Raw genomic sequence first — 26,513 nt, forward strand, 5'->3', positions numbered from 1 at the left:
AGCAATAAAAGAGGTCATGTTCAAATAGTCAAGAGTATTTAGGGATAAAAAATAATTTCTTACTTAAACTTGAATTGAATTTTGTTAGCAGCTAAATGATAGGATATATATTTGAATAGCGCAAATAGAATCGCTTTGACATTATTTATACAACAAAAGAGTTGAAGATCGAAAAAGTAACCAATAAAAGGATGAATTTATAAGAGAAGAGCTGTTTTTATAAAAAAATACTGGGGGTAAAAATAATGAATCGAAGTTTTTATCATTATTTGATGACATTAAGAGGTGGCAAATCAAATGACCCAATTTCTGTTTTTGCTACAGAGGCGGGAAATGATATTCAGTTTCCAAAGCATAGTACAAGTTATGAGGAAATCTCCAATTATCTTGAACTGGCGGTAAATTATTTGCCATCAATGGATATTTTTGATCAAGTATGGGAAAGCTATATTGAAAATAACCATTAAATGAAGCAAATGTTTCATATTTATTCTTTCTAATCTAAAAAAGATCCATCTAGTCGCATTTTTTTATTTTTTTTTCTATAATAGATAATGAAAGATAAATTTAAGAGTGGAATGATGGATATTGATGAAAAAACAACGCTATTTAGACCGTTTTTGGCTTATATTTAAATATGTGCTCTGCTCAATATTTATTGCGTTTATTTTAAGAGGGTTTCTTTTTATTCCGGTTCCAGTAGAAGGAAACTCGATGGAGAATGTATTAAAACAAGGTGATATGGTGGTAATGGAAAAATTTTCTAAGATTAAACGGTTTGACGTTGTTGTTTTTCAATTAGCAGATGGAACGATTTATATCAAACGAATTATCGGTTTACCGGGAGAAACAGTAAGTTATGAAAAAGACCGGCTGAAAATTGATGGAAAAGTAGTAGAGGAGCCTTTTTTAACAAAAAATAGAAAATTAGATCATAAAAGTATCCCGTACACAACAGACTTTACTCTTGAAGAGTTGACGAATCAAATAAGATTACCTGAAGATAGCTATTTTGTTTTAGGAGACAACCGACGTGTTTCTAAAGATAGTCGTTCTTTTGGTATGATCACGGAAAAAGATATTTTAGGGAAAGCTCGCTTTGTCTACTATCCTTTTCAAGAAATAAAGTGGATCAAATAAAAAATGGCGAGGACGTTTTACTTCGTAAAAAATATGACAAAACTAAAGGACAATTTCAGTCAGTTTACTTAGTACATCTGAATGACTGATTTTTTAAGATTTGGAACAGTCTCAAGGAGCTATGTTTCAAGTCTTTTTTGTTATTTGCTTCATTTTGCCTATTCCATAAATCTAAAGAAATGTGTTGAAAAAAGGAATTGTAAGAATTTCCTTGATTTTTTTGGTTATTCAAGCGATGATAAGAAAAAAAGATAAGAAGGGTTATTTATGCGTTATCATATTATGAAAAGTCAAGACATTCGTAGAAATCTAGCGACTGAAGAATATTTAATGAAAAATTTTCCAATGGATGAGCCGCTTTTTTTGTTCTATATTCAAAAGCCTTGTGTGATTATCGGCAGAAATCAAAATGTGTATGAAGAAATAAATCTCAACTATTTAAGAAAAGAAAAAGTGACGCTTACGCGGCGAATATCAGGTGGTGGAGCAGTTTATGATGATTTAGGTAATCTTAGCTTTAGCTTTGTCACTACGAAGAACTCAGCAAAATTTGGTGAATATAAAACACTTACATTTCCCATTTTACAAGCACTAAAAAGAATGGGAGCGATAAATGCCAAGGCTGGTGGTAGAAATGATTTGTATATTAACGGAATGAAATTTTCTGGAAATGCGATGTATACAAGAAAACAACGATTATATTCACATGGTACCTTAATGTACGATGTCGATTTATCTGTTCTTGACAAAATATTAACGGTTTCAAAGGAAAAAATTGTGTCTAAAGCGACTAAATCTCTTCGTAAAAGTGTGACGAATATCAAACCATTTTTAAAACCATCTTTTCAATTTGACAAAACGGAAGAGTTTCGTGATGCGTTGCTACGAGAAATTTATCAAGTAGATAGTTTAACAAAAATAGAAGATAAAAGAGTATATTTAACAAGTAAAGAAGAAGAATGTATTGATCAATTAGTCAATAAACGATATGGAAATAATGAATGGATTTATGGAGAAACACCCCAATTTTCGATGTCACGCCGCTTGCGCCTTCCAAGAGTAGGAATTGTTGATATTCGTCTATTAACAGAAAAAGGAACAATCACAACTATTCGATTTTTTGGTGATTATTTTGGTCAAAAAGATATTAAAGAATTTGAACAAATATTAGTAAATCAAAAATTTATTTATGATGAAATAAAAAAAGTCTTACAAGAGGTAGATGTTTCTGAATATATTGATCATTTTAGCAATGAAGAGTTATTAGCGCTACTTTTTTAGTGAAAGATAAAAACGGCCGGTAATAAACAGGTAGATGAATCAAGTGACGTTTAAGATTGCCTTAGAGATTGGGAAAAAGTGTTTAAATACGCTATTTATCTGTGTTTAGAGTGTGAAGTAAAAGTATTCTTTACTTTTGTTCCACGCTTTTATTTTGTTGGTAAAAGTTAAAAAGTATTTGTTTCAATAAAGGTCAATAATTAATCATAAGAGTAAATTATTTTTTATTTAGCAGTTTGTTGTTGTGTTTTTTGTTGTATTCAGTCAGTATATAGTATTTTTTTCTATTGGTTTCTTTCGTTATTTATGGAACATTATTTCTTAATTAATTATATTTATATTTTTTATTGAAATAATATTTCTTTTGTTGTATGATAAAAACAAGGAAAGCGAGATGATGAAATGTTTGGATTTTCAGTTTTTTTAAATCAATCGTTTAATACGGATAAAAAAGAGTATATCAGGAAAATGGCTAATCGCGGATTTAAGGGCATCTTTACTTCTTTGCAAATTCCTGAAGAAAACAGTAAAACGTATAAAAAATATTTAACTTTTTTAGGGGAACAAGCACGCATTAATCATTTGGATTTAATGGTCGATGTTTCATTGAAATCATTAGAAAAAGCCGGTTTTTCGCTTGCTGATCTAAAAAGTATCAAATCACTCGGTGTAACTGGACTAAGAATAGACGAAGGGATTGAAAATCGCAAAATTGCGGAGTTATCGAAGTATATGCGGGTAGGACTTAATGCAAGTACTATCACACAACAAGATGTGAATGAACTAAAAAACTACCAAGCAAATTTTACGAAGTTGGAAGCGTGGCATAACTACTATCCGCGTCCAGAGACAGGAGTTTCACAGGAGTTTTTCCAAGAAAAAACAACTTGGTTGAAAAATCTAGGTTTGAAGACTGTGGCTTTTGTGCCCGGTGATCAAAATCTTAGACAGCCGTTATTTGAAGGACTGCCAACGTTAGAAAAACATCGGTATCAGTTACCATTAGCTAGCGCTTTAGAGCTTTTTTCAATGAGAATTGATAGCGTATACATTGGCGATGAAGGGCTAGAAACGAAGTCTTTACAGCAATTTAAAGTCTATGCAAAAAGCCACAGAATTTTATTATATGCAACAGTTTTACCACGTTATGAGCAATGGGTTTTACGTACACATGTGAACCGTAAAGATGTTGCCCGTGATGTTTTTCGTTCGGAACAAGCGCGTTTATGGAACTTGCCCACGATTGTACCTGAAAATTGTGTTGAACGAATTATTGGTTCAATTACCCTTGATAATGAACGTTATGGACGGTATATGGGAGAATTACAGATTACTAAAACAAATTTGCCAGCGAATAAAAAGGTCAATGTAGTGGGGAAAATTCGGGAAAAAGATTGTATTTTATTGAATTATTTAAATTCTGCTCAAAAAATTGAGATACAAAATAACTAAAAAAGAAATGAGGAATCAAAATGGAAAATTCTGGTGGCTTTTTGGTAAAACTTACCGATTTTATTGAAAACAGAGTCTCTCCACCATTAGTGCGCTTATCAAAAGTGAAGTATCTTGAGTCGCTACAAATGACTTTTATGACCTTAATGCCATATATGATTATTGGTGCGACAGCAACTTTATTCAATAATTTACCGGGACTTTTTATAACTGACGGCGGATTTGATTTACCAAATGTTGCAAATTTTTTGAATAAAATCATTACACCAATACAACCGATTTTGTTGCAATTAGTTTTTGTAACGATCAATATTTTAGCTTTGCTAGTTGCATTATTAAACGGATATAACTTAGGTAAAATTAATGCTCAAAAAGTATCGAGTGTCACACCGCTCGTCACAAGTATTTTATCAGGTGTTTCTTTACTATGCTTTATTGATTTTGCTAAATTAAGTAAAAATTTCGATTATCCTAGCTATATTCTCGGTTCGCCTAGTTTATTTGCTGGAATTATCATTAGCATCTTATCAGTCGAGCTTTATACATTTTTGATCAAGAAAAACTTTACAATTAAAATGCCAAACGGTGTACCTCCAATGATTTCGGCAGCTTTTACTAGTATTATCCCCGTGACCGTCGTTATCATTGTATTCTCAGTCTTTGGTCAAGGATTTGAAGGATTTGATTTCTTGACGATTTTTAATAAGTTATTTGCTTATTTAGTTGTGGGCGGCAGTAGTTGGATCACTCAATTTTTTGCTTTTTTACTTGATCGATTGCTATGGTTTGTTGGTTTGCATGGTTCCAATATCGTCAGCAGTGTGATGAATCCAATTTGGACCACTCAAGTCACTGATAACATTGCGGCTTTCAATGCTCATCAGCCAATTCCATATATGTTCACGGAACAATGGATGAACAATTATGTGCGAGTGAGCCTATTCCCAGTTGCTTTATTATGTACGATATCAAAAGTTAAACGTTTTAATGTCTTAGGAAAACTTTCCTTACCGGGAACTATATTTAATATTGCAGAGCCGATCATGTACGGATTACCTGTTGTCTTGAATCCAATTATGTTTGTACCTTGGGTTCTTGGATTTGCTGCTACGTTTCTTTTTAATGTGGTGTTATCACTTATTGGTTTGACGCCTCCTATGGTTGCTATGACTGTTTGGACCATGCCAGCACCGCTTGCGGCTTTTATCGGTTCAGGTTTTAAGTTTGGTGCATTGGCTATCAGTCTTTTAAACTTTGTTTTAATATTCTTTATTTTCTATCCATTTTTTAAAGTTCTTGAAAAACAAGAACTAGCTAATGAGCTAAAGACGAAAGAATAAACTTGGAAGGAGGAGCATCATGAATATTGTTTATCAAAATTTTTCAATAGAAAACTTAGAACAAATTATTTCTTTATGGAATCAAGAATTAATTTATGATCGAATCGCTAAAAGTCGTTTTTTAGATCAAATTTTGTATGATGAAAACTTTGCTAGTGAACTTTTTAAAGTAGCATTAGTTCAAAATAAAGTCGTTGGTTTTATTTATGCGATTAAACGTCGCGTTCCTTACTTAACACGTGGTTTGGAGCCAACTCGTGGCTGGATTTTACAAGTTGTAGTTGCGAAAAACTATCAAAGACAAGGAATTGCAACGGCGCTTGTGCATCAAATTGAAGCAACGTTTGTCACTCAAGGAGTAACTGAAGTGACACTTTGTGCTTTTAGTCCAAACTATTTTGCACCGGGAATTGACATACGTTATACGGCAGGGTTAGCCTTTTTTAAGAAATTAGGTTACATCGGCAAAGGAGAGGCGGTGAGCATGGGAGCAAATTTGACGAATCATGAAGTGGATATTGAAACAATTATTGCTGAAAAAGCAGCTCAAGGTATTCGTCTAATTCCTTATCAAGAAGTGTATTATGCTAAAGTTTTAGCATTTGCAGAAGCTGAATTTGGTGGAGGCTGGCATCGAAATGTTTTGCTAGCTATGCAAGCGCATGAAGCCCGTGATACAATTTTTTTAGCAATTGATAAAGCAGATGAAGTGATCGGTTTTTGCATGCGCAAAATTGATGGTAACGATATGCGTTTTGGACCAATGGGGGTCAGTTCAACGTTACGCTCAAAAGGTTTAGGCGGTGCGCTATTGGAAATGATGCTTGATGATTTAATCAAACGAGGAATTTTCTACACTTTTTTCTTGTGGACTCATGGTAAAACAATCAATTTTTATCATAAACACGGGTTTGAAATTTATCGCACCTATAAACTATTTAGAAAAGGAGTTAACAAATGAAAACTAGAGTAGTAAGTATTGGTGGTCATTCTTTAGATGCCGAATTAATGGGCGGCCCTTTGTTGATTCAATATGCAGAAAAAGGTGTGCATTGTACATTTATTCATGTAACTACGGGTCGTTTGGAAGACCCAAATGCAACTGAAACAGAAAAAATAGCGTATTTACAGCAATTACGAGCAGAAAATGAAGTAGTAGCTAAAGCGATGGATTGTGATTTCTATTCTTTCGGTTATAGTTCGAATACTTTACCAAGCCAAGCAGAATTCATTCAATTATTGAAGAAATATTTTCTTAAAGAAAAAGTCGATTTAGTAGTGACGCATGCACGCGGTACTTTGCATCCTCGCCACTACTACACTTATGAAACAGTGACACAAGCAGTTCGTCAATTGCGTTTAGAAGGTGTAGATATTGATTTACTTTATGGGGAAAACTGCGAAGATTTAGCGGGCTTTTGTCCAAATAAATATTTAGAGGTTTCTGATCAACAAGTGAATAAGTGGTTTGATGCGTTAAGTCATTATGCCATTTTTAATGGAAAAGTTAATTCGATGCCGTACCATTCGTATTATACAACAATGGGAAAAATACGTGCTGTGGAAGTCGACTCGCAGTATTTTGTTAAAGCATTTATGTGGGCACCGATGATTGATAATAAATTATAGACGGTGGTGTAAGCAATGGAAATGGAGAATCTGGATACCGAACAGCGCAATCAAAACAGTTTGAATATTGACCGTGTTTCCACTAAAGAGATGCTTAGAATTATTAATGAAGAAGATAAGAAGGTTGCAGAAGTTGTGGCCGATAAAATTGATTTAATCTCAAAGGCTGTTGACTTAGCTGTAAAAAGATATCGACAAGGTGGACGTTTGATCTATATCGGGGCCGGAACAAGCGGACGTTTAGGATTTCTTGATGCAGTCGAGCTGGTACCGACTTATGGTGTGTCGCCAGCTCGTACTATTGGATTGATTGCTGGTGGAAGTCAAGCACTCATCAAAGCCGTAGAAGGAGCTGAAGATAGCATAGAATTAGCAGTGAAAGATTTGCGATCGGTTGCATTAACGAAGCAAGATGTTGTGATCGGGTTAGCTGCTAGTGGTAGAACGCCTTATGTAGCTGGTGGTTTACGTTATGCTAACGATAAAGGTGCACTTACGATTGCGGTTTCTTGCAGTCAGAATAGTCAAATTAGTCAAATTGCCAAAATTGGAATTGATGTGCCGGTAGGAGCAGAAGTCGTAACCGGTTCGACTCGCATGAAAGCCGGTACGGCACAAAAAATGACTATCAATATGCTTTCAACTGGAATTATGATTCAATTAGGCTTCGTCTATCAAAATTTGATGATTAATGTGCAACCAACCAATCATAAACTTGTGGATCGTGGTATCCGAATTATTCGTGATGCAACGGGGGTTTCGCAACAAGCAGCAGCAAAAGCTATGCATCAATGTGGAAATGAAGTCAACACAGCAATTGTTATGTTGGCAAAAGGGGTATCAGTAGACACTGCACGCAATTTAATTGCAGCTAATGATGGCGCTTTAGCAAAAATCATAGACGAGTAAATTATCGGTATGATAGGATTGTTTATAGAGAAATGGGGGATAGTATGAATGTTTTAATGCAAATGCAGCAAAATCGCCAGCATTATACAACTGTAGAACAAAAAATCGTTGATTTTATTATCGACGATCCTCAAGCAATCTTAACGATGAGCGTCCATGAACTTGCTAGTAAGCTGAGCATTAGTTCGGCTACAGTTGTGCGCTTTTCAAAAATGATCGGGCTTAAAGGATTCACTGATTTAAAACAGCATATTTCGGCTGCGTTAACTAAAATAATTAGTCCGGAATCTTTGCAAGAAGTTGCTAAAAACGATTCAGTAGCCAAAATCAAGAAAAAAGTTTTAGTACGGATGAATCATATGGCAGATCAGGTTAATGCAGTATTAGAAGATGAACAGGTGGAACAGGCGACCAAGTTGATTGGGGACTCAAAACATGTACTGGTTTTTGGCCTCGGGGCATCTTCTCTTGTTGCACAAGATATTTTTCAGAAATTTAGCCGAATTGGGAAACAGTGCTTCGTGACTACCGATATTACTTTGATGGCTACTTCAATGACTGTATTTAAAGAAAAAGCTTGTTTTATTGCTATCTCTAATTCCGGAGAAACGACTGAAGTGGTTAAACTAAGCAATTTAGCAGATTCGCTTGCAATTCCTGTAATTGGGATTACAGGACAAATTCATTCATATGTAGCTTCAAAAGCGGCAATTGTTTTGACACCCACATCTGGTGAAACGATTCCTGTGCGAACGGCCGCTACAATGTCTTTAATGGCACAACTTTTTGTAGTAGATATCTTGTTTTATCATTATGTTTCGCAAAATTTTGAAGAAAGTATGTCGGGGATTAAACATACGAAAAATATCGATTTATAAGGAGAAAAGGTTGAATTTTTTGTTATTGTGGTTAGAATAAATCTCTGTTATAAAGTTTGCGTCACTGTTTTTTGATAACCCGATTACATTTAGAGTAGACCGTCACATTTTTTTAGATGTGTATATTTCTTATTCAAAAAAATCCGATTCTTTGCCTACTATATAACTATTTTCATAAAGAAAACACAGTAGTTGATTTGTTGCCAATCACTGTGTTTTAGATACATTTAATTAATGCTTGCTTTATGTTAAAGATCAGTAGGCAGTAAGAGTAGTGGCTTTTTAGTTGTCTTGTCGAAAATTACAGTTTTAATACGTTTAGCAGGGTGATTAGTGAGCTTCTTTGCTATTTTCCTTCGTTCGGTTCACAAAAAAGTAGCAATATTTCAATTAAATGAAACAAATAAAAAATAAGGTCTAGAAAATAAACGTTCATTCTCTAATTTAGCTTATTTAAGCATCGAGGTATTTAAGGAAGTAGTAACGAGCCAAACTAATGCGGTTATTCTGCCATCTAATATGACAGAATTAGGAAATATTCTTGTTGTAAAATAGCTATGGGAAAATAAAGTGAAGGAATAAAGATAGACAGGAGAATATATAAACAGTTAAATAATTAGCAGAAGATGCTAAATGGCATCTTCTTTTTTTAGTTCAATTGATTGAAAAAGTTCATTCATATCATTTTATCTTTTCATCACCGTTTTTTCCTTAATGAAGGAGCATTGTTTTTACTTTTGATGTGAGCTATAATCACTTTTGGTTGGAGAGACTTTAATTAGCGAAAAATTGCCAGAAAGTTTTTTTGGAAGAAGAGCTTGTAAATCAGTAAAAAAGTTAGAGATGAACAAGGAATTAAGTTTTCTTTTGCCATTAATATTTTTACTTCTAAACGTTGTGTTCCAAGCAAAAAGTAGTTTGCACGTTTTTATGTAGACGGTTACAAGAAGTGTCTAAAATGATTGAATTTGCTGTACCTTAGATGAGATGTTTTTTATTGGTAAGTAAATAATTATGTGTTCAAGTATTGTGTGAATGCAAAAAAGAGTAGTAGGAAGGTATTTATGAATTTAAATAGTTTTTTAGATCAAAATCAGTATCCAGTTTTCATATTAGAATGGCTAGAGTTAAAAAAATCCACTTATTGTACGATTGATTTGTTATGTGAATTTGTTGGAATTTCTAGATTTAGGTGTTTAAAGTATATTGAGGAGCTTAACGAGCTGCTTTATCCAGTGGATAAAGATGCAAAAATAAAAGTAGAGCCGTCTGGTGAAATCTATAGTCGTCATTTAAATTTTTTAACAGTTAAGAAAATACGTGCACACTACTTAGTCAAATCAGAAGTCTTTCAGTTATTAAACACCTCGCTAAACTTGGAATTATCTTTAAATGAATTTTCTGAAAAGCGTTTTTTAAGTAGAACACAAGCATATGACAAACGTAAAAAATTATCACGTTTACTTAGTGAGTATAAACTCAAGTACAAAAAAGGCAAAGTGATAGGAAATGAACTATTCATTAGAAATTTTGTTTATTCCTTGTATCTTAATTATTTTTACGGTCTTTACAATCCTTTTTCAAAAGAAATTACTCATGAAGCGACGAATCTCTTAAATTCAATGATGAGTTACTTAGAGTTGAGCCTGACGTTTACGCAAAAAAATAAATTAATGATCTTTATAAGTATCGTATTAACTCGAACAAAGCATAACCATTTTTGTTCTTTAAAAGAATTTGACTATCAGTTACAGGTTAAAAAGAAGGCGTTTGAAGTTTACCAGAATTTTTTTGTTGCAGATGATCGTTCAAAACAACTGGAATGGCAATATTTTTTAACATATTTAGTATCAGAAAGAATCATAGTAAATCCTTTTAAGGTTGAGCATTCTAACATGAAAGAAAAAACTACCTGTTTTTTAACAAATTTTATCGCTTTAGATGACCACAACTATCTTCATTATTTCACGGAACTTACTAAAGAATTGAAACGCTTAAATATCAAATATCGAATATTTCCTCTTACGACTGATTTTTTTACGATTTATAGACATACAGAGTTTTTAGAAGAAAACTATCCATCGCTTGTGAAGCCGGTTGAAGACTTAATTGATTTATGGACGGATGTTTCTGCGCCTTATTTAGATAAGAATCGGGTATTTGATGACGTATTTTTTTCTGTTTTAGAAATTATTCCTTTAGATAAAATTGATGATAAAGTCTATGTATGTGTTGACTTTACACAAGGAATTGCTTATTCCAATTTTATCATCAATCAAATTGAAGGATTTAAAAATCAAAATATTGTTGTACAGAGAAAGCTTGAATTTAATACCGACATTTTTATTTCTGATTATGCTTCTCCTAAGTTATCAATGGATCAGATTATTTGGAAAACGCCACCTAATGCGGATGATTGGGAAGATTTTGGAAATCATGTTATTGCAGTAAAACAAAGAAAAAGAGGGCAAGTACATGTATAAACTAGGATTAATAGCTGTTTTACTATCGTTTTTGAATTACCAAATAAATATAGCATTTTTTTCTAAAAATGAGAGCAGTAAAGAAGAAGCAGAGCAAAAACAGGAGATTGATGTATCAAATTCGGTTAAAAATGAGGTGGTGATTGGCGAGAAATCCATTGTTTTGCAAAAAACTAATCATCGAAAAGACCGTCAAGCTCGCCAAAATAAGCAAAGAGGAAATGATAAAGACTCTTTACAGCTAATCCAGCAGAAATTAATGAAATTAGAAAAAGAAGTGTTTGTAAAAAAAACAGGAGCATCCACGACCATCTTTGGACAACAATTAAAAAGTTTGTCTGGAACACTACTTTACGGTACGAGAAAAGAAAAATTTTAATTTTTTTAATTTTGCCATAAAAAAAAGAACTTTTTCCAATAATTTATCCAAAACATCCTATTAAAAAAGTGTATTTTTTAATAGAAAGACGTTGTTATTTCTATTACCACTTAGAAATATCAAACGAAATGATTGAAAGGGTGGATGAGATGAAAAAAAAGCTGCAAGTAGCCTTTTATATTCTGGCTACATTCATAATGGTAGTAAATCAATTAGGAATTACTTCTGTTGTGACTGCTAAAACGATTGATTCTTCTGATGATGGAGAGACGGTCGTCTATCATGATTATGCGGAGTATGAAAAGGCATTGAATGAATATAATAAGGAGTATGCGCAATATGAGAAAGATTTAAATGAATATAATCAAAAGAAACAACAACATGATGAGGTTCAAGAAGTAGCTGATCGCATAGAAAAAGAAAATGCACAAAAAAAGCGGATTATGAAGCAGCTTTAGCTCAATATCAAAAGGACTTAGACGAATATAATAAAAAAAAGAGTGAAGTGGATGAACATAGTCAAAAAGGACAATATATCGGACCAGAATATTGGCAGGCTATGACAAATATGGAAGTATATTTATTAAATTTTGGCGCGATCACTCAAATGATGGATACTGGATTATCTTTATCAGGAGATGACCTAGTTTCTACAATTAGGACAAAGGTAGTAGCCGATCCTTTTTTAGGAAATACTGAAAATCAAGCTAAAATTCAAGAATATATCGATCAATACAATAAGTTTAGTGATTTTATCACAAGTATTTATGGAAATTCTCCCGGAAAATTGACCTTTGATGCTGTAAAAGGTGGAGCGATGAATTCTAATAGTGGCTTTTTTAATGAATATAGAGGAGTAGATTTTTTTCATACTTTTTCTTCCAATACTGGGCAGACAAAAGATAATATTCCAAGTACTTTAGATCATCCGACAGAGCAAAATATCAAAGATGCCTTGTCGCAACTTTTTATGAAAACAAATGGGGCACCATTTGATAGTGCAACAATGAGTATGGATCTGAATACCTTTATGGTAGATCAAGGTATGGTTGATAAATGGAAACAAGCGTTGGATGAAGCAAAGAAACAATCTTTCAGTCTATTTGCACAATCACTAGATAAAATTAATGCTGCGTATGACGTATACAATCAATCAGAGTATACGACGGCAGATTATGAAAATTTAAAAAAAGGTATCAATGAAGCTGGAAGTATGCAATCCCAAGCGTTTGGATTAATTGGCGGAACGGGTGTAGAATTAGAAGACAAAGATAACACAGCACCTTTTTATAATGATTTAAAATCCATGTCTGCCAGTGATTTAGCTAATAAATATGGGTATTTATTATTGTTATGCAATATGGCCAGCAAAACGGTATATGGTTTTTTCCATTTACAAAATCCGCAAGCAAATGAAACAATTATAGCGGGGACGGCCTCTTCTTGGGCTAACAATCATCCTTCATTTAGTCCATCAAATGGAAATTATACGCCAACTCTTACAGAACCAGAAAAACCAACGCCGCCTATGTATGAAGTTGTGCCTGTAGTTCCAGAAGAACCAGTGAAGCCTGTTCCACCAGTGAAGCCTGTGTATGAGCCATTAAACGAGATAACGTTACTAAAAGTAGACAAAGAAGACGAGCAGCCGTTAGCCAATGCCGTCTTTCAGTTAGCCAATAAAGTCACTGGAGAAAAACTTGACACCTTTACAACTGCTTCAGATGGTCAGCTGACAATTAAAAATATTGCACCTGGCCATTATACATTAACGGAAATACAAGCACCTGATGGCTATATTTTAGATAGTACACCACTTGATTTTGTGATTACAGGTGCAGAAAATGAAACGGTACGTTTGGAAAAAAAGAACATTCCTATAACAGGGAGTGTTGAACTAACCAAATTAGACGGAAAAACAAATCAAGTGTTACAAGGTGCAGTATTTGAACTGAGAGATCAAAATGGGAAAACAATTAAAAATGAAGTAGCAACGGATGAAACCGGGCGAATTTTTTTGGACGACTTGGTACCGGGAACTTATCAATTTGTTGAAGTACAAGCGCCAACAGGTTATAAACTAGATCAGACGCCTTTAAATTTTTCAATTAAAAAAGGCCAAAAAGAAACAGTTCGGCTCACCATGACCAATCAATTACTACCGGGCGAAGTTATCCTTACTAAAAGGGATCAAACAACTGGTCAAACACTCCAAGATGCAGTGTTTGAATTAAAAAATAAAACTGGCAAAATAGTGAAAAAAGATTTGGTAACTGATGATTCTGGAAAGTTATCAATTGATAATTTAGCACCGGGAGATTATCAATTCATTGAAACACAAGCACCAACTGGATATAAATTAGATCCTACGCCTATCACGTTTACGATTGAAAAAAATCAAAAAGAAGCAGTACAAGTAAGGGCAACCAATGAAATGATTACCGGTGGCGTAATTTTAGAAAAAATCGATGATCAAACAGGGAAAAAATTGAATGGTGCGGAATTTGAACTCCAAACAAATTATGGAAAGCAACTAATGACGCACTTGGTTACAGATGATTCAGGGCGGTTAGCAATTGAAAATTTAAAATCAGGCACCTACCAATTGATTGAAACAAAAGCACCAGACGGCTATCAATTAGACAAAAAGCCTTTGCGCTTTTCAGTGCAAAAAAATCAAAAGGCAGCTCAAAAGTTAACGAAAATGAATAAACAAGCAAAACATGTTGTTCGTTTAGAAAAGAAAGACGGACAGACAAAACAATTTTTACAAGGTGCTGCATTCCAGTTATTGGATCAAGCTGGAAAGATAGTCAAAAAACACTTAGAGATGACTAAAAATGGCACGTTAGAAGTTGACGGATTAGCAAACGGTTCCTATAAATTAATCGAAATAAAGGCACCTTCTGGCTATCAATTAGAAGATAAACCTGTCTTGTTTACGTTAAATCGTGAGTCCTCTCTTTTAACAATTGACATCTACAATTATCAAAATGATAGGACGAATTTTCATGATGGAATTACTGCTTCTCGTACGGATTCTTCTGTAGATCATGTTAAGAAAAAAAGGCAACATCACGGAAATGGACCAGCCACTTATTTCCCTAAAACAGGCGAAAAACAGTCGAATGTTTTGACGGTTTGGGGGGTGATTTTCATTTGTTTGTCTTTCTTCTTATTATTCTTACGTCAGCTATTTTATAAAAAAGTGGATAGATATTAAAAAGATTTAAACGAAAGATGAGAAACTATTTAGGTTATTTTCCTGTTAGTTTTTAAATAAAAAATACGAGCTAACAGTCTATTCTAAATAAAGAATGTTATGAACTAATTAATTGGTTGGAATAAATCTGGCAGTAAGCTGGACTTATTCTAATCAATTTTTTGTGGATTTTTAATTAGTAATAACAGCTAGACTAATCTTTTTTTATTTTGGAGCAGATAAGCAGTGGCTATTTTCTATGACAGAAGTAAATTATTCTTTCTCTCATGTCAAATTCGGTGGATTGATGATATAATTTTTTAACGTGAGTAATTTTTACCTGTTTATAAGATACAGCACATTTTTTTGAAGAATTGTTTAAATCACGTTATATTTAGCACATGATCAATTAAACAATTAGTGAAAAAGAGAAAAATTTTTTGGAAAATATGATTTTTCTTTTAGAATCTGCAAAAAAGAATAATGACGTAGCGGTGTTTTCCCTTGAATTGTTTCGTGATAAAATGGCTCTTGGTTATAGATGCACAAGTAGTGAAAGGCTATCAATAATAATTATGCCCAAATACGACAATTAAAGATAGGATAGAAAGGAGTTTATATATGAGTGTTACTATACAATGGTTCCCCGGACACATGGCAAAAGCACGTCGCGAGGTTTCTGAGAAAATGAAGTATGTAGACATCATATTTGAATTAGTAGATGCTCGTTTACCGTTATCTTCTCGGAACCCAATGCTTGATCAAATCATCCAGCAAAAGCCACGTTTGATTTTATTAAATAAGGCAGATTTAGCAGACGATCAGCAGACGAAACAATGGCAAGCTTATTTTCGTAAACAAGGGTACGAGGCATTAGCAATTACTGCTCAAGAAAATAAAGGAATGAAAAAGTTGTTACCAGCTGCAAAAGAGGTACTAAAAGAAAAACGTGCCCGTGATGCAGCACGCGGTATTAAGCCTCGTGCGATAAGAGCGATGGTTTTAGGTATTCCTAATGTAGGAAAATCAACTTTGTTGAATCGTTTAGCTGGCAAAAAAATGGCTCAAACAGGAAATAAACCGGGAGTAACAAAAGGCCAACAATGGCTACGTTTAGGCAGTGAATTGGAATTGTTAGACACGCCGGGAATCTTGTGGCCTAAATTTGAAGATGAAGAGATTGGAAAAAAATTAGCACTAACAGGTGCCATTAAAGATCAACTTGTTCATTTGGATGATCTGGCTATTTATGGATTAGATTTTTTTGCCCGCTACTATCCCGGAAGAATTGCTGGACGCTATCATTTAATTCAAGAAGTAGAACAAAAACCCGTACCTGAATTGTTGCTGGCTATTACTGCTAAGCGAGGCTACAAAGAAGACTATGAACGTGGCAGTGAAGTGGTGGTCTTTGATATCCGTCAAGGAAAACTAGGGCAGTATACGTTAGATCGCTGCGAAGAAATGGGGCAGGAAAAAGATGAATGAATCGATCCAGTGCATCAAAGAACGTTTAAAAGCACTCAATTCGTTGGACGATCCATTGATTGATGTTTTAAGACGAGACGAGCGAAAGGGAGTGCAGCAAGCACTTCTTGCTTTTAAAAAACGTTTAAAAAAAGAAGCACTTATTCAAGAAAAATATTTGGCAATGTCACAGTTTGAACAGCTTGCTTATAAGCAAGGTTATGAATGGATTGCAGGAATTGATGAAGTAGGACGCGGACCCTTAGCCGGACCTGTGGTGGCAGCAGCAGTTATATTACCTAGAAACGAACAAATCCTTGGATTAAATGATTCAAAACAGTTATCAGAAAAAAAACGTGAATTACTTTATGATCAAATACAGCAAAAAGCAGTGGCTATTGGGATCGGTATTATTAATGAAGCAAAAATTGATGAAGTAAATATCTATGAAGCAAGCAAATTAGCGATGATTCAAGCAGTAGAAAAATTGGCAGTAACGCCTAGCTATTTATTAATTGATGCAATGACTCTTAACTTGTCGATCCCACAAACAAAACTTATCAAAGGAGATGCACGTTCCATCTCAATTGCAGCAGCAAGTATTATTGCAAAAGTCTATCGTGATAACTTAATGAAAAAATATGATCAATTGTATCCGGGATATGGATTTGGACATAATGCAGGTTATGGCACCAAAGAACATCTAAAAGGATTAGCGCAGCAAGGAATTACCCCCATTCATCGTAAAACTTTTGCTCCTGTAAAAAATTATTTGGTTTAAAATACCGCCTCTTGCGTATTTTGTTTGAAAGCAGTTCAGAGAGGCGGTTTCAATAATGAACAAGTTAGAAAGATTTTTACTTAAATTAGCTTATGCAAAAGGGATTAGCAGTCAAGGGAAATGGACTGTCGTACAAACTTTATTAAACATGCAAAGGGAAGAATTACTTTGCAGTGAAATCGTTGAAATTGCAAAAAATTATCGTTATCAAAAACTTTTTCAAGAAAGCTGGTGTCAACTCCATAAAAAGGGTTCTGAACTAGAAACAGCGCAGTCATTTCTTACTTGTGTTGATTCGCGCTACCCTCCGCAGCTTTTACATCTTGCTTATCCGCCAATCCTTTTATTTTATACAGGAGATCTTTCACTGCTTAAGAAAAAAATGATTAGTGTAGTAGGCGGAAGAAAAACTTCTGTTTTAGCGAAAAAAGTGGTTCATCATCTATTATTTCCTATCATAGAAGCTGGCTACGTCATTGTTAGTGGTTGTGCCAAAGGAATCGATACATACGCACATCAAGCAACGATCAATTATTCTGGCAAAACCATTGCAGTGATCGGTACAGGTATAAAACAAGTTTATCCTAAAGAAAATCAGCTTCTTCAAGAAGAAATTGGAAAAAAACATCTTTTGCTTAGTGAATATCCACCAGATCAAGGACCTCGGCGAACCCAATTTCCTATGCGAAATCGAATCATTGCCGCCTTATCACAAGGAACTTGTGTAATTGAAGCAAAGAAGAAAAGCGGTTCTTTGATAACGGCACAACAAGCTTTAGAAATTGGCAGAACTGTTTTTTCAGTGCCGGGAAATATTTTAACACAACATTCAATCGGTTCTCACCAACTAATTCAAGATGGGGCAGTTTGTGTAATTTCTGGTCAAGATTTATTAGCAGAATTGAAAGAATAACACACCACTTCTCACTTTCTTTCCTTGACAAACGTTTTCTGAATGGATATGATAAGCTACGATTTGTATAAGTCTGCTTAATAGATAGTAGAAACATGTCAATGGAAAGGAGCCCATTCAGTAATGGCATATAAATATCTAGTGATCGTTGAATCGCCTGCAAAGGCCAAAACCATTGAAAAATATCTTGGACGTAATTATAAAGTGATGGCTAGTGTCGGTCACATACGTGATTTACCTAAAAGTAAAATGGGAATTGATGTAGAAAACAATTATGAGCCCCATTATATTTCAATACGTGGAAAAGGCGATGTGATAAAAAGTTTAAAATCAGCAGCTAAAAAAGCGCAAAAAGTTTATCTTGCAAGTGACCCGGATAGAGAAGGGGAAGCAATTGCTTGGCATTTAGCTTATTTGCTAAGATTAGATTTAACAGAAAAAAATCGCGTCGTCTTTAATGAAATCACAAAAGAAGCGGTTAAAGCTGCATTTAAGGAACCGCGAAAGATCGATATTGATTTAGTGGATGCTCAGCAAGCACGACGAGCTTTAGATCGCTTGGTAGGTTACTCCATTAGTCCGATTTTATGGCGTAAAGTTAAAAAAGGCTTGAGTGCAGGAAGAGTCCAATCCGTTGCCTTAAAAATTATCATTAATCGTGAAAAAGAAATTCGTGAATTTATTCCAGAAGAATATTGGAGTATTGATGGAAACTTCAAGAAAGCACGGAAAAAATTTAAAGCAAATTTTTGGGGAATCGATGGCAAAAAGAAAAAATTACCGGATGCACAATCCGTGAAAGAAATTATTGAGCGAATCGACAGACAAGATTTTACAGTTCAAAAAGTTGAAAAGAAAGAGCGAAAAAGAAATCCAGCCAATCCATTTACAACAAGTAGTCTCCAACAAGAAGCAGCTAGAAAGCTAAACTTTAGAACCCGCAAAACAATGATGGTCGCACAACAATTGTATGAAGGAATTTATCTGGGGAAACAAGGAACGGTTGGCTTGATCACTTACATGCGTACAGATTCTACGCGTATTGCTGATACAGCAAAAGCAGAAGCTGCTGATTTCATTGACGAAACTTATGGGAAAGAGTTCTCTAGCCATGCTCGTCATAAAATTAAAAATGCACAGGGTGCTCAGGATGCTCACGAGGCGGTACGACCTACAAGCGTTTTACGAACCCCAGAAGCGATTAAACAATATTTAGATAAAGATCAATTAAAATTATATACTTTAATTTGGTCGAGGTTTGTAGCTAGTCAAATGACTCCAGCTATTTTAGACACCATGAAAGTCACTTTAGAACAAAACGGCGTTATTTTTATTGCTAACGGTTCGAAAGTAAAATTTAAAGGCTTTATGCAAGTATACGTAGAAGGCAGAGATGATGGTAAAGAGGACAAAGAAAATATCTTACCTGAGCTTATAGAAGGTGATGTTGTTCAATCTGTAAAGATCGAACCAAAACAACATTTTACTCAACCATCTGCGCGATTTAGTGAGGCGACTTTGATTCGCACATTGGAAGAAAATGGTGTAGGAAGACCATCTACTTATGCACCAACGCTTGATACGATTCAACGACGTTACTACGTTAAATTGACGCAAAAACGTTTTGAGCCGACTGAACTCGGTGAAATTGTCAATTCATTAATCTGTGAATTTTTCCCTCAAATTGTAGACATCCATTTTACTGCGGAAATGGAAGGAGATCTAGATAAAATCGAAGAAGGAAAAGAAGCATGGATACAAGTGGTAGATCGTTTTTACAAACCATTTGAAAAAGAATTATCCAATGCAGAAGAAAAAATCGAAAAAATTCAAATTAAAGATGAACCAGCAGGATTTGATTGCGACATTTGTGGACATCCAATGGTTATAAAATTAGGAAAGTATGGTAAATTTTACGCTTGCAGTAATTTTCCTGATTGTAGAAATACAAAACCGATTGTAAAAGAGATTGGGGTGACTTGTCCACTTTGTCATGAAGGGCAAGTTATTGAACGTAAATCTAAGAAAAATCGCCTGTTTTACGGTTGTTCGCGTTTTCCAGAATGTGAATTTACTTCATGGGATAAGCCAGTCGGCAGAAACTGTCCAAAATGTGGGCAATATTTAGTTGAGAAAAAAGTAAAAGGTGGAAAACAAGTCATTTGTATCAATGGAGATTATGAAGAAGATATCCAAAAATAAAGGGAGAAGAGGACTTTAATTGAAAACTGTTAATGTTATAGGTGCAGGGTTGGCTGGAAGCGAAGCTGCATGGCAAATCGCTCAATCCGGTGTTCCTGTTCATTTATATGAAATGCGCCCAGTAAAATCAACAGAGGCGCATCATACAAGCCATTTTGCCGAGTTAGTTTGTTCAAATTCTTTAAGAGGGAATAGTTTAGCCAACGCCGTCGGGTTGTTAAAAGAAGAAATGCGCCGTTTGCATTCGGTAGTAATCACTTCGGCAGATGAAACAGCTGTTCCGGCTGGCGGTGCTTTAGCGGTCGATCGTGATTCTTTTTCTAAGACGATTACTCGGAAAGTAAAAGAACATCCACTAGTGACAGTTGTACATGAAGAAATAACAGATATCCCGCAAGGAATCACTGTTATTGCAACAGGACCTTTAACTTCTCAGCAATTAGCCGAAAATATCAAAGAATTTAATGGTTCGGATGGTTTTTACTTTTACGATGCAGCAGCCCCCATTGTCGATAAAGCAACGATTAATATGGAAAAAGTTTACTTAAAATCACGCTACGATAAAGGAGAGGCCGCTTATTTAAATTGTCCAATGACAGAAGAAGAATTTAAAACATTTTATGAAGCACTGATTACTGCAGAGGTCGCAGAGCTTAAATCTTTTGAAAAAGAAAAATATTTTGAAGGATGTATGCCAATCGAAGTGATGGCTCGGCGTGGTTTTAAAACCATGTTGTTTGGGCCGATGAAACCAGTGGGCTTAGAAGATCCAAAAACGGGCAAGCGACCTTACGCGGTAATTCAGCTTCGACAAGATAATGCGGCCGCTTCGCTATATAATATCGTTGGTTTCCAAACCCATTTAAAATGGGGGGAACAAAAACGTGTTTTTCGCATGATTCCAGGTTTGAAAAATGCTGAGTTTGTTCGCTATGGCGTCATGCACCGCAATAGCTTTATGAATTCACCAGAATTGTTAAAACCTACGTATCAGTCAATCAAACGTGCCGACTTGTTTTTTGCAGGACAAATGACAGGTGTCGAAGGATACGTTGAAAGCGCAGCAAGTGGTCTATTAGCAGGAATTAATGCCGCTCGCCTAGCGAAAGAAATGGAACCCATTGAATTTCCAAGAGAAACAGCGATTGGTAGTATGGCGTATTATATTACACACGCAAAAGGCAAATATTTTCAACCAATGAATGCGAATTATGGTCTATTTCCTGAATTACCTGAACAACTTCGTGATAAAAAAATGCGCTATGAAGCCATTGCACAAAGAGCACTGGCAGCAAATGAACAAGTCAAAAAAGAATTAGCAAGCGAAGAATTAAACAATGAAAAAGAAGTTTTTCATCAATAAAGCAACGAGTGTTCTATTGATAAGATAAAGCGACTGTATGGACAGAAAACGCGCTTATTTAGGTGCAATAAGATGATCAAAATAACTAAAATGTAGCAACTTATCAATAATTGATTGATAGTTGTTGCATTTTTTTATTATTCGTGGTAATAATCGTCTAAAATAAATGATGGTGGATACCGACGAAAGATTTTATGAAAGTAATTGTTCTAATTGTGAACAAACTTAGAAATATTGGTTAAATTCTGACAATTTATTTGTTTTTTTTATATGGCTGTGCTAAATTTATCACTGGGACAAAAAGGAAGGTGCTAAAATGTCAGAATTAACATGGGAAGAAAAATTTTTACGGTATTTAATTGTGGAACGTGGTTATTCTGAAAAAACTCGAAAAGCCTATGAAGAAGACATCACTAATTTCAAAAAATTTTTGGTAAATTCTGGGGAGGATGATTTTTTTAAAATCACTCATTTAGATGTTCGTGTGTATTTAAGTGAACTCACACAGAAGAGATATAGCAGAAACTCAATCAGCCGTAAGATTGCCAGCCTGCGTTCATTTTATCAATACCTTTTAAAAGAAGAAGTGGTAAAAGAAAACCCGTTTTCCTATGTTCATCTTAAAAAGAAAAATTTAAAGCTGCCGCGTTTTTTTTATGAAAATGAAATGCAAGCTTTATTTGACAGCGTGTCAAGTGAAAAGCCGTTGAACTTAAGAGATCGCGCTTTATTAGAAGTCCTTTATGGTTCAGGTATTCGTTTGAGTGAGTGCAGTAATTTGAAACAATCAGAAATTGATTTTGATTCAGAAGTGATACTGATTCATGGAAAAGGAAACAAAGAACGTTATGTACCAATGGGATCATTTGCTCAAGACGCATTGTACGAATATTTTGAAAAAGGGAGAAAGGTGCTTATGGATAAGTACCATAAAAATCATGAGTTTGTTTTTATCAATCATCATGGCGAACCAATCACGCCAATGGGGATCGAATATGTATTGAATCAATTGATGAAAAAAAGTAGCTTAGATCAATCAATTCATCCGCACATGCTTCGTCACACTTTTGCTACGCATTTATTAAATAATGGAGCGGATATGCGGACTGTTCAAGAGTTGTTAGGGCATGCAAATTTGTCTACTACACAAATTTATGCTCATGTGACAAAAGAAAGCTTACAAAAAAATTATCGTTCTTTTCATCCAAGAGCATGATAAGAAAATGAACAAATGTTAACAAGGAGGAAATAATTATGATAGAATCACCATTTCATTCAACTACCATCTGTGCAGTTGAAAAAGACGGAAAATTTGCAATGGCAGGAGACGGACAAGTAACAATGGGAGAATCTGTTGTAATGAAAGGTAGTGCTAGAAAAGTTCGTCGCATCTATAATGATGAAGTAATCGTGGGCTTTGCTGGAAGTGTAGCCGATGCTTTTACGTTAGAAGAAAAATTTGAAGGCAAATTAAATGAATACAACGGTAATTTACAAAGAGCAGCAGTCGAATTAGCACAAGAATGGCGAACACAACAATCTATGCAAAAATTAGAAGCGATGTTAATTGTGATGAACAAAAAAGAAATGTTATTAGTTTCAGGAACAGGAGAAGTAATTGCACCAGATGATGGGATTTTAGCAATTGGTTCAGGTGGTAATTTTGCTTTAGCTGCTGCTCGAGCAATGAAAAATTATACGCAAAACGAGATGAGTGCCAAAGAGATTGCAGAAAATGCCTTAAATATTGCCGCAGATATTTGCATCTTTACAAATCATAATATTATTGTAGAAGAATTATAGAGGTGAAAAGAATGGTTGAATTAAAACAAACACCAAGACAAATTGTAAGTGAACTAGATCAATACATTGTTGGTCAGCAAGCAGCAAAACGATCAGTAGCTGTTGCATTGCGTAATCGCTATCGCCGATTGCAATTAGATGAAAAAATGCAACAAGATATTACACCTAAAAACATGTTGATGATCGGACCAACAGGCGTGGGTAAAACAGAAATTGCCCGCCGATTGGCGAAAATTGTTCATGCGCCATTCGTTAAAGTAGAAGCAACTAAATTTACTGAAGTCGGTTACGTAGGTCGAGATGTGGAATCAATGGTACGTGACTTAGTTGAAAATGCGATTCAAATTGTTGAAAAAGAGCAATATAGTCGAGTTTATGCAAACGCCAAGAAAAATGCAGAAAAACGGCTAGTCAAAGTTTTAGTACCAGGAATTAAAAAAGAACAAAAGCAAACAGGAAATCAATTCGAGCAAATGATGAATTTGTTCAATGCTGCACAAAAAAATACAAATGAACCTCAAGAAGAAGTAACAGAAGAAATTCGTGTGAATCGTAAAACGATCCTTGAACAATTGCAAAAAGGTCTGCTTGATCATCGACAAGTCACAATTGAAGTGGAAGAACAAAAGAAACCTGTATCGATGATGAATAATGGCTTAGAACAAATGGGCATTGATTTAAATGAAACATTAGGTGCATTAACACCAAAGAAAAAAATTGAGCGTACGGTAACTGTGAAGGAAGCATTAGAGCTATTGATTAAAGAAGAATCTGCCAAACTTGTAAAAGATGCAGATATTCATAGTGAAGCCATAAAATTAGCGGAATCAAGTGGAATCATTTTTATTGATGAAATGGATAAAATTACTTCTAAATCGCAACAATCCGGTGAAGTATCAAGAGAAGGCGTTCAAAGAGATATTTTGCCTATTGTGGAAGGTTCACAAGTAAATACCAGATATGGCGTTATTCAAACGGATCATATCTTGTTTATTGCTTCAGGAGCTTTTCATTTGTCTAAACCGAGTGATTTAATTCCAGAATTGCAAGGTCGTTTTCCGATTCGGGTTGAATTAGACGATCTTACTGCAGAAGATTTTATTAAAATATTAACAGAACCAAATAACGCATTGATTAAACAATACGTAGCTTTAATTGGAACAGAAAATGTTTCCGTGACGTTCACCAAAGAAGCAATTGAGAAAATTGCTCAAATTGCCTATGATGTAAATCGTGATACGGATAATATAGGTGCGAGACGATTGCATACAATACTTGAAAAACTATTGGAAGATTTATTATTTGAAGCATCTGACATGCAAATGGGTGAGATCACCATTACACAAGCGTATGTTGAGGAAAAATTAGGATCTATCGTGGAAAATGAGGATTTAAGTCGTTTTATTTTATAAAATCGGAGGAAGAAAATGACGGATTTATTGACAAAAACCCGCAATATAAATAAATTATTGCAGCAAAAAAATACGTTTGATATGCGTGCAGATTTACCTTACGATAAAATGGCTGTTACTCTAGGTGCAGTTTTAGATAGTAATGTTTATATCATCAGTAATGAAGGTGTATTACTAGGCTATGATGAACGACATGATGTCAATAACGAACGAATAAAAATGATGTTTGTTGAAAAACAATTTCCTGATGTTTATACAGATACAGTGGATCAATTAAATAAAACAGAAGCAAATATTCCTATTAGCAGCGAAATGACTGCTTTTCCTTTTGAAGCAAGAGAAAAGTATCCTTTTGGGTTAACCACAGTTGTACCTATTTTTGGTGCGGGAGAACGTTTAGGAACGATTATTTTATCAAGAATCGAACAGGTGTTTACAGATGACGATTTAGTATTAGCTGAATATGGAGCAACCGTTGTTGGCATGCAGATTCTTTATCAAAAATCTCGTAGTATTGAAGCGGATGTAAGAAGTGCTACTGCTGTACAAATGGCTATCAGTACGTTATCGTACAGCGAATTAAAGGCGGTTCAAGCGATCTTTCAAGCGCTAGAAGGAGATGAGGGACGATTAACAGCCTCAAATATCGCTGATAAAATAGGAATTACCCGCTCTGTGATCGTCAATGCGCTGCGCAAATTAGAATCGGCTGGAATTATTGAATCACGTTCTCTTGGAATGAAAGGAACTTATTTAAAAGTCCTGAATGCTAAATTTAAAGAAGAGCTGACAAAACACAGTTATTAATTAAGTGATTGTTTAGGAAAAATTTTTTTGCTTGTCGAGGTAGTTGAAAAAATACTCATTTTTCTTGTAAGCCAGTTTTTCTACGTGAAAAAAATTTAGATGATTTTTAGGACCTGAGTCATTTTTTCTCAGGTTTTAAGATTCAACGATGGAGGAATTATCATGACCGTAATCATTCAAAATGACCAATTGATTGCTGAAATTGCTGAACATGGTGCCGAATTAATCAGTTTAAAGTCAAAGGAAACGGCATTTGAATATATTTGGCAAGCAGATCCAACTTATTGGGGAAGACATGCGCCAGTACTTTTTCCTTTTGTTGGTCGCTTAAAGAATGATCAGTACACCTATCAAGGCAAAACTTATGATATGCGACAGCATGGTTTTGCAAGAGACATGGATTTTGAAGTGATCGAATAGAAAAAGGAACTAGCTGGCTTTGTACTTAAAAGTACGTCAGAAACCAAAAGAAACTATCCTTTTGATTTTGAATTAGTCGTTTCTTATGAACTAGGCGGCGACGGAATTACTGTCCGTTATCAAGTAATCAATACTGGAGAAGAAGAAATGTTCTTTTCCATCGGCGGACATCCAGCATTTAATGTTCCTCTGGAAGAAGGATTAAAGTTTGATGATTTCTATTTGGCATTTTCTCCAAGAAAATCAAGACTGCGTTTGCCTTTAAAAGGTCCTTATATTGATATGGAACAAAAAACGCTTGGCCAAACTAATACAAATCTAGCGTTGATGCGTCAACTGTTTAAGCAAGATGCATTAGTTTTTGAAACTAAAGGATTAAATGCTTTTGCGATTCGCAGTGAAAAATCAAATCGTAGTGTGACTTTGAGCTATAAAAACATGCCTTATGTAGGTATTTGGTCACCGTATCCAAAGGAAGCACCTTTTGTGTGTATTGAACCTTGGTGTGGTATAGCAGATACAATAGACAGTACAGGAAATTTAATGGAAAAAGTCGGAATCATCCAGTTAGGCGCCCATGAAATCTTTAAGACCAAATATTCAATTACTGTAAAATAAAAAAGAAAATGCGTTGTAATAAAATTCATACGAC

Annotated in this window: 22 protein-coding genes and 2 pseudogenes; all 24 read left to right on the plus strand. The window is 34.7% G+C overall.

Going from position 1 to position 26,513, the window contains the following annotated elements:
- The first annotated feature begins 245 nt into the window (after positions 1 to 245).
- The 24 genes and pseudogenes from RV14_RS05785 to RV14_RS05895 all read left to right on the plus strand — a co-directional run bounded on the left by RV14_RS05785 (position 246) and on the right by RV14_RS05895 (position 26,479).
- Positions 246 to 467: a YozE family protein gene (locus RV14_RS05785; RefSeq protein ID WP_071855348.1), complete on the plus strand. Its 222-nt coding sequence runs from the start codon at positions 246 to 248 to the stop codon at positions 465 to 467.
- A gap of 121 nt (positions 468 to 588) precedes the next feature.
- Positions 589 to 1,140, plus strand: coding sequence for a signal peptidase I (gene lepB / locus RV14_RS05790; RefSeq protein ID WP_084650307.1), 552 nt, complete (start codon positions 589 to 591; stop codon positions 1,138 to 1,140).
- 267 nt (positions 1,141 to 1,407) lie between these two features.
- The gene (lplA, locus tag RV14_RS05795; RefSeq protein ID WP_071855350.1) at positions 1,408 to 2,421 is read left to right on the plus strand and encodes a lipoate--protein ligase; all 1,014 of its coding nucleotides are present in this window, start codon (positions 1,408 to 1,410) and stop codon (positions 2,419 to 2,421) included.
- Positions 2,422 to 2,823: 402 nt separating this feature from the next.
- Positions 2,824 to 3,873, plus strand: coding sequence for a DUF871 domain-containing protein (locus tag RV14_RS05800; RefSeq protein WP_071855351.1), 1,050 nt, complete (start codon positions 2,824 to 2,826; stop codon positions 3,871 to 3,873).
- Between the two features lie 20 nt (positions 3,874 to 3,893).
- Positions 3,894 to 5,213: a PTS sugar transporter subunit IIC gene (locus RV14_RS05805; protein ID WP_071855352.1), complete on the plus strand. Its 1,320-nt coding sequence runs from the start codon at positions 3,894 to 3,896 to the stop codon at positions 5,211 to 5,213.
- A 19-nt stretch (positions 5,214 to 5,232) separates the two neighbouring features.
- Positions 5,233 to 6,174 carry a GNAT family N-acetyltransferase gene (locus tag RV14_RS05810; protein ID WP_071855353.1) on the plus strand — a complete coding sequence of 314 codons (942 nt, stop codon included), beginning with the start codon at positions 5,233 to 5,235 and terminating at the stop codon, positions 6,172 to 6,174.
- Positions 6,171 to 6,842 carry a PIG-L deacetylase family protein gene (locus RV14_RS05815; RefSeq protein WP_071855354.1) on the plus strand — a complete coding sequence of 224 codons (672 nt, stop codon included), beginning with the start codon at positions 6,171 to 6,173 and terminating at the stop codon, positions 6,840 to 6,842. The genes RV14_RS05810 and RV14_RS05815 overlap by 4 nt, the downstream gene beginning before the upstream one ends.
- A 15-nt stretch (positions 6,843 to 6,857) precedes the next feature.
- Positions 6,858 to 7,751: an N-acetylmuramic acid 6-phosphate etherase gene (gene murQ, locus RV14_RS05820; RefSeq protein WP_071855355.1), complete on the plus strand. Its 894-nt coding sequence runs from the start codon at positions 6,858 to 6,860 to the stop codon at positions 7,749 to 7,751.
- Between the two features lie 44 nt (positions 7,752 to 7,795).
- On the plus strand, positions 7,796 to 8,629 hold the full coding sequence (locus RV14_RS05825; protein ID WP_071855356.1) for a MurR/RpiR family transcriptional regulator: 834 nt from the start codon (positions 7,796 to 7,798) through the stop codon (positions 8,627 to 8,629).
- 444 nt (positions 8,630 to 9,073) lie between these two features.
- A pseudogene (locus RV14_RS12670) lies at positions 9,074 to 9,184 on the plus strand (SPFH domain-containing protein); the annotation flags it as partial.
- A gap of 509 nt (positions 9,185 to 9,693) precedes the next feature.
- Positions 9,694 to 11,112: a helix-turn-helix domain-containing protein gene (locus RV14_RS05830; protein ID WP_071855357.1), complete on the plus strand. Its 1,419-nt coding sequence runs from the start codon at positions 9,694 to 9,696 to the stop codon at positions 11,110 to 11,112.
- Complete coding sequence (locus RV14_RS05835; protein WP_071855358.1) at positions 11,105 to 11,491, plus strand: hypothetical protein; 387 nt, start codon at positions 11,105 to 11,107, stop codon at positions 11,489 to 11,491. Before RV14_RS05830 ends, RV14_RS05835 begins: the two co-directional genes overlap by 8 nt.
- A gap of 149 nt (positions 11,492 to 11,640) precedes the next feature.
- On the plus strand, positions 11,641 to 11,949 hold the full coding sequence (locus tag RV14_RS05840; protein ID WP_071855359.1) for a hypothetical protein: 309 nt from the start codon (positions 11,641 to 11,643) through the stop codon (positions 11,947 to 11,949).
- A 47-nt stretch (positions 11,950 to 11,996) separates the two neighbouring features.
- The gene (locus RV14_RS05845; RefSeq protein ID WP_071855360.1) at positions 11,997 to 14,714 is read left to right on the plus strand and encodes a SpaA isopeptide-forming pilin-related protein; all 2,718 of its coding nucleotides are present in this window, start codon (positions 11,997 to 11,999) and stop codon (positions 14,712 to 14,714) included.
- 600 nt (positions 14,715 to 15,314) lie between these two features.
- Positions 15,315 to 16,181, plus strand: coding sequence for a ribosome biogenesis GTPase YlqF (gene ylqF, locus RV14_RS05850; RefSeq protein WP_071855361.1), 867 nt, complete (start codon positions 15,315 to 15,317; stop codon positions 16,179 to 16,181).
- Positions 16,174 to 16,941 (plus strand): ribonuclease HII, encoded by a 768-nt coding sequence (locus RV14_RS05855; RefSeq protein WP_071855362.1) that lies wholly within the window; start codon positions 16,174 to 16,176, stop codon positions 16,939 to 16,941. The genes ylqF and RV14_RS05855 overlap by 8 nt, the downstream gene beginning before the upstream one ends.
- Positions 16,942 to 16,996: 55 nt before the next feature.
- Positions 16,997 to 17,854 (plus strand): DNA-processing protein DprA, encoded by an 858-nt coding sequence (dprA, locus tag RV14_RS05860; RefSeq protein ID WP_071855363.1) that lies wholly within the window; start codon positions 16,997 to 16,999, stop codon positions 17,852 to 17,854.
- 123 nt (positions 17,855 to 17,977) lie between these two features.
- On the plus strand, positions 17,978 to 20,056 hold the full coding sequence (gene topA / locus RV14_RS05865) for a type I DNA topoisomerase (protein ID WP_071855364.1): 2,079 nt from the start codon (positions 17,978 to 17,980) through the stop codon (positions 20,054 to 20,056).
- A 19-nt stretch (positions 20,057 to 20,075) separates the two neighbouring features.
- A complete protein-coding gene (trmFO, locus tag RV14_RS05870; protein WP_071855365.1) occupies positions 20,076 to 21,419 on the plus strand; it encodes a methylenetetrahydrofolate--tRNA-(uracil(54)-C(5))-methyltransferase (FADH(2)-oxidizing) TrmFO in 1,344 nt (447 codons plus the stop codon).
- A gap of 316 nt (positions 21,420 to 21,735) precedes the next feature.
- Positions 21,736 to 22,635 carry a tyrosine recombinase XerC gene (gene xerC / locus RV14_RS05875; protein ID WP_071855366.1) on the plus strand — a complete coding sequence of 300 codons (900 nt, stop codon included), beginning with the start codon at positions 21,736 to 21,738 and terminating at the stop codon, positions 22,633 to 22,635.
- Positions 22,636 to 22,673: 38 nt separating this feature from the next.
- Positions 22,674 to 23,222 (plus strand): ATP-dependent protease subunit HslV, encoded by a 549-nt coding sequence (hslV, locus tag RV14_RS05880; RefSeq protein WP_071855367.1) that lies wholly within the window; start codon positions 22,674 to 22,676, stop codon positions 23,220 to 23,222.
- Between the two features lie 11 nt (positions 23,223 to 23,233).
- On the plus strand, positions 23,234 to 24,634 hold the full coding sequence (gene hslU / locus RV14_RS05885; RefSeq protein WP_071855368.1) for an ATP-dependent protease ATPase subunit HslU: 1,401 nt from the start codon (positions 23,234 to 23,236) through the stop codon (positions 24,632 to 24,634).
- A 15-nt stretch (positions 24,635 to 24,649) separates the two neighbouring features.
- Positions 24,650 to 25,441 carry a GTP-sensing pleiotropic transcriptional regulator CodY gene (codY, locus tag RV14_RS05890; RefSeq protein ID WP_071855369.1) on the plus strand — a complete coding sequence of 264 codons (792 nt, stop codon included), beginning with the start codon at positions 24,650 to 24,652 and terminating at the stop codon, positions 25,439 to 25,441.
- Positions 25,442 to 25,603: 162 nt separating this feature from the next.
- Positions 25,604 to 26,479: pseudogene (locus tag RV14_RS05895) on the plus strand (aldose 1-epimerase family protein).
- Positions 26,480 to 26,513 lie beyond the last annotated feature (34 nt).

The sequence above is a fragment of the Enterococcus ratti genome, from assembly GCF_001886195.1.
In the GTDB taxonomy this organism is placed as follows: Bacteria; Bacillota; Bacilli; order Lactobacillales; family Enterococcaceae; genus Enterococcus_B; species Enterococcus_B ratti.

Bases quoted from the DNA above. Each gene is read 5' to 3' on its own strand.
- codY (WP_071855369.1), top strand. From the start codon at position 24,650: ATGACGGATTTATTGACAAAAACCCGCAATATAAATAAATTATTGCAG.
- xerC (WP_071855366.1), top strand. From the start codon at position 21,736: ATGTCAGAATTAACATGGGAAGAAAAATTTTTACGGTATTTAATTGTG.
- RV14_RS05810 (WP_071855353.1), top strand. From the start codon at position 5,233: ATGAATATTGTTTATCAAAATTTTTCAATAGAAAACTTAGAACAAATT.
- RV14_RS05855 (WP_071855362.1), top strand. From the start codon at position 16,174: ATGAATGAATCGATCCAGTGCATCAAAGAACGTTTAAAAGCACTCAAT.
- hslV (WP_071855367.1), top strand. From the start codon at position 22,674: ATGATAGAATCACCATTTCATTCAACTACCATCTGTGCAGTTGAAAAA.
- RV14_RS05835 (WP_071855358.1), top strand. From the start codon at position 11,105: ATGTATAAACTAGGATTAATAGCTGTTTTACTATCGTTTTTGAATTAC.
- dprA (WP_071855363.1), top strand. From the start codon at position 16,997: ATGAACAAGTTAGAAAGATTTTTACTTAAATTAGCTTATGCAAAAGGG.
- hslU (WP_071855368.1), top strand. From the start codon at position 23,234: ATGGTTGAATTAAAACAAACACCAAGACAAATTGTAAGTGAACTAGAT.
- RV14_RS05830 (WP_071855357.1), top strand. From the start codon at position 9,694: ATGAATTTAAATAGTTTTTTAGATCAAAATCAGTATCCAGTTTTCATA.
- RV14_RS05825 (WP_071855356.1), top strand. From the start codon at position 7,796: ATGAATGTTTTAATGCAAATGCAGCAAAATCGCCAGCATTATACAACT.
- lplA (WP_071855350.1), top strand. From the start codon at position 1,408: ATGCGTTATCATATTATGAAAAGTCAAGACATTCGTAGAAATCTAGCG.
- topA (WP_071855364.1), top strand. From the start codon at position 17,978: ATGGCATATAAATATCTAGTGATCGTTGAATCGCCTGCAAAGGCCAAA.
- RV14_RS05805 (WP_071855352.1), top strand. From the start codon at position 3,894: ATGGAAAATTCTGGTGGCTTTTTGGTAAAACTTACCGATTTTATTGAA.
- RV14_RS05785 (WP_071855348.1), top strand. From the start codon at position 246: ATGAATCGAAGTTTTTATCATTATTTGATGACATTAAGAGGTGGCAAA.
- murQ (WP_071855355.1), top strand. From the start codon at position 6,858: ATGGAAATGGAGAATCTGGATACCGAACAGCGCAATCAAAACAGTTTG.
- RV14_RS05815 (WP_071855354.1), top strand. From the start codon at position 6,171: ATGAAAACTAGAGTAGTAAGTATTGGTGGTCATTCTTTAGATGCCGAA.
- ylqF (WP_071855361.1), top strand. From the start codon at position 15,315: ATGAGTGTTACTATACAATGGTTCCCCGGACACATGGCAAAAGCACGT.
- RV14_RS05840 (WP_071855359.1), top strand. From the start codon at position 11,641: ATGAAAAAAAAGCTGCAAGTAGCCTTTTATATTCTGGCTACATTCATA.
- RV14_RS05800 (WP_071855351.1), top strand. From the start codon at position 2,824: ATGTTTGGATTTTCAGTTTTTTTAAATCAATCGTTTAATACGGATAAA.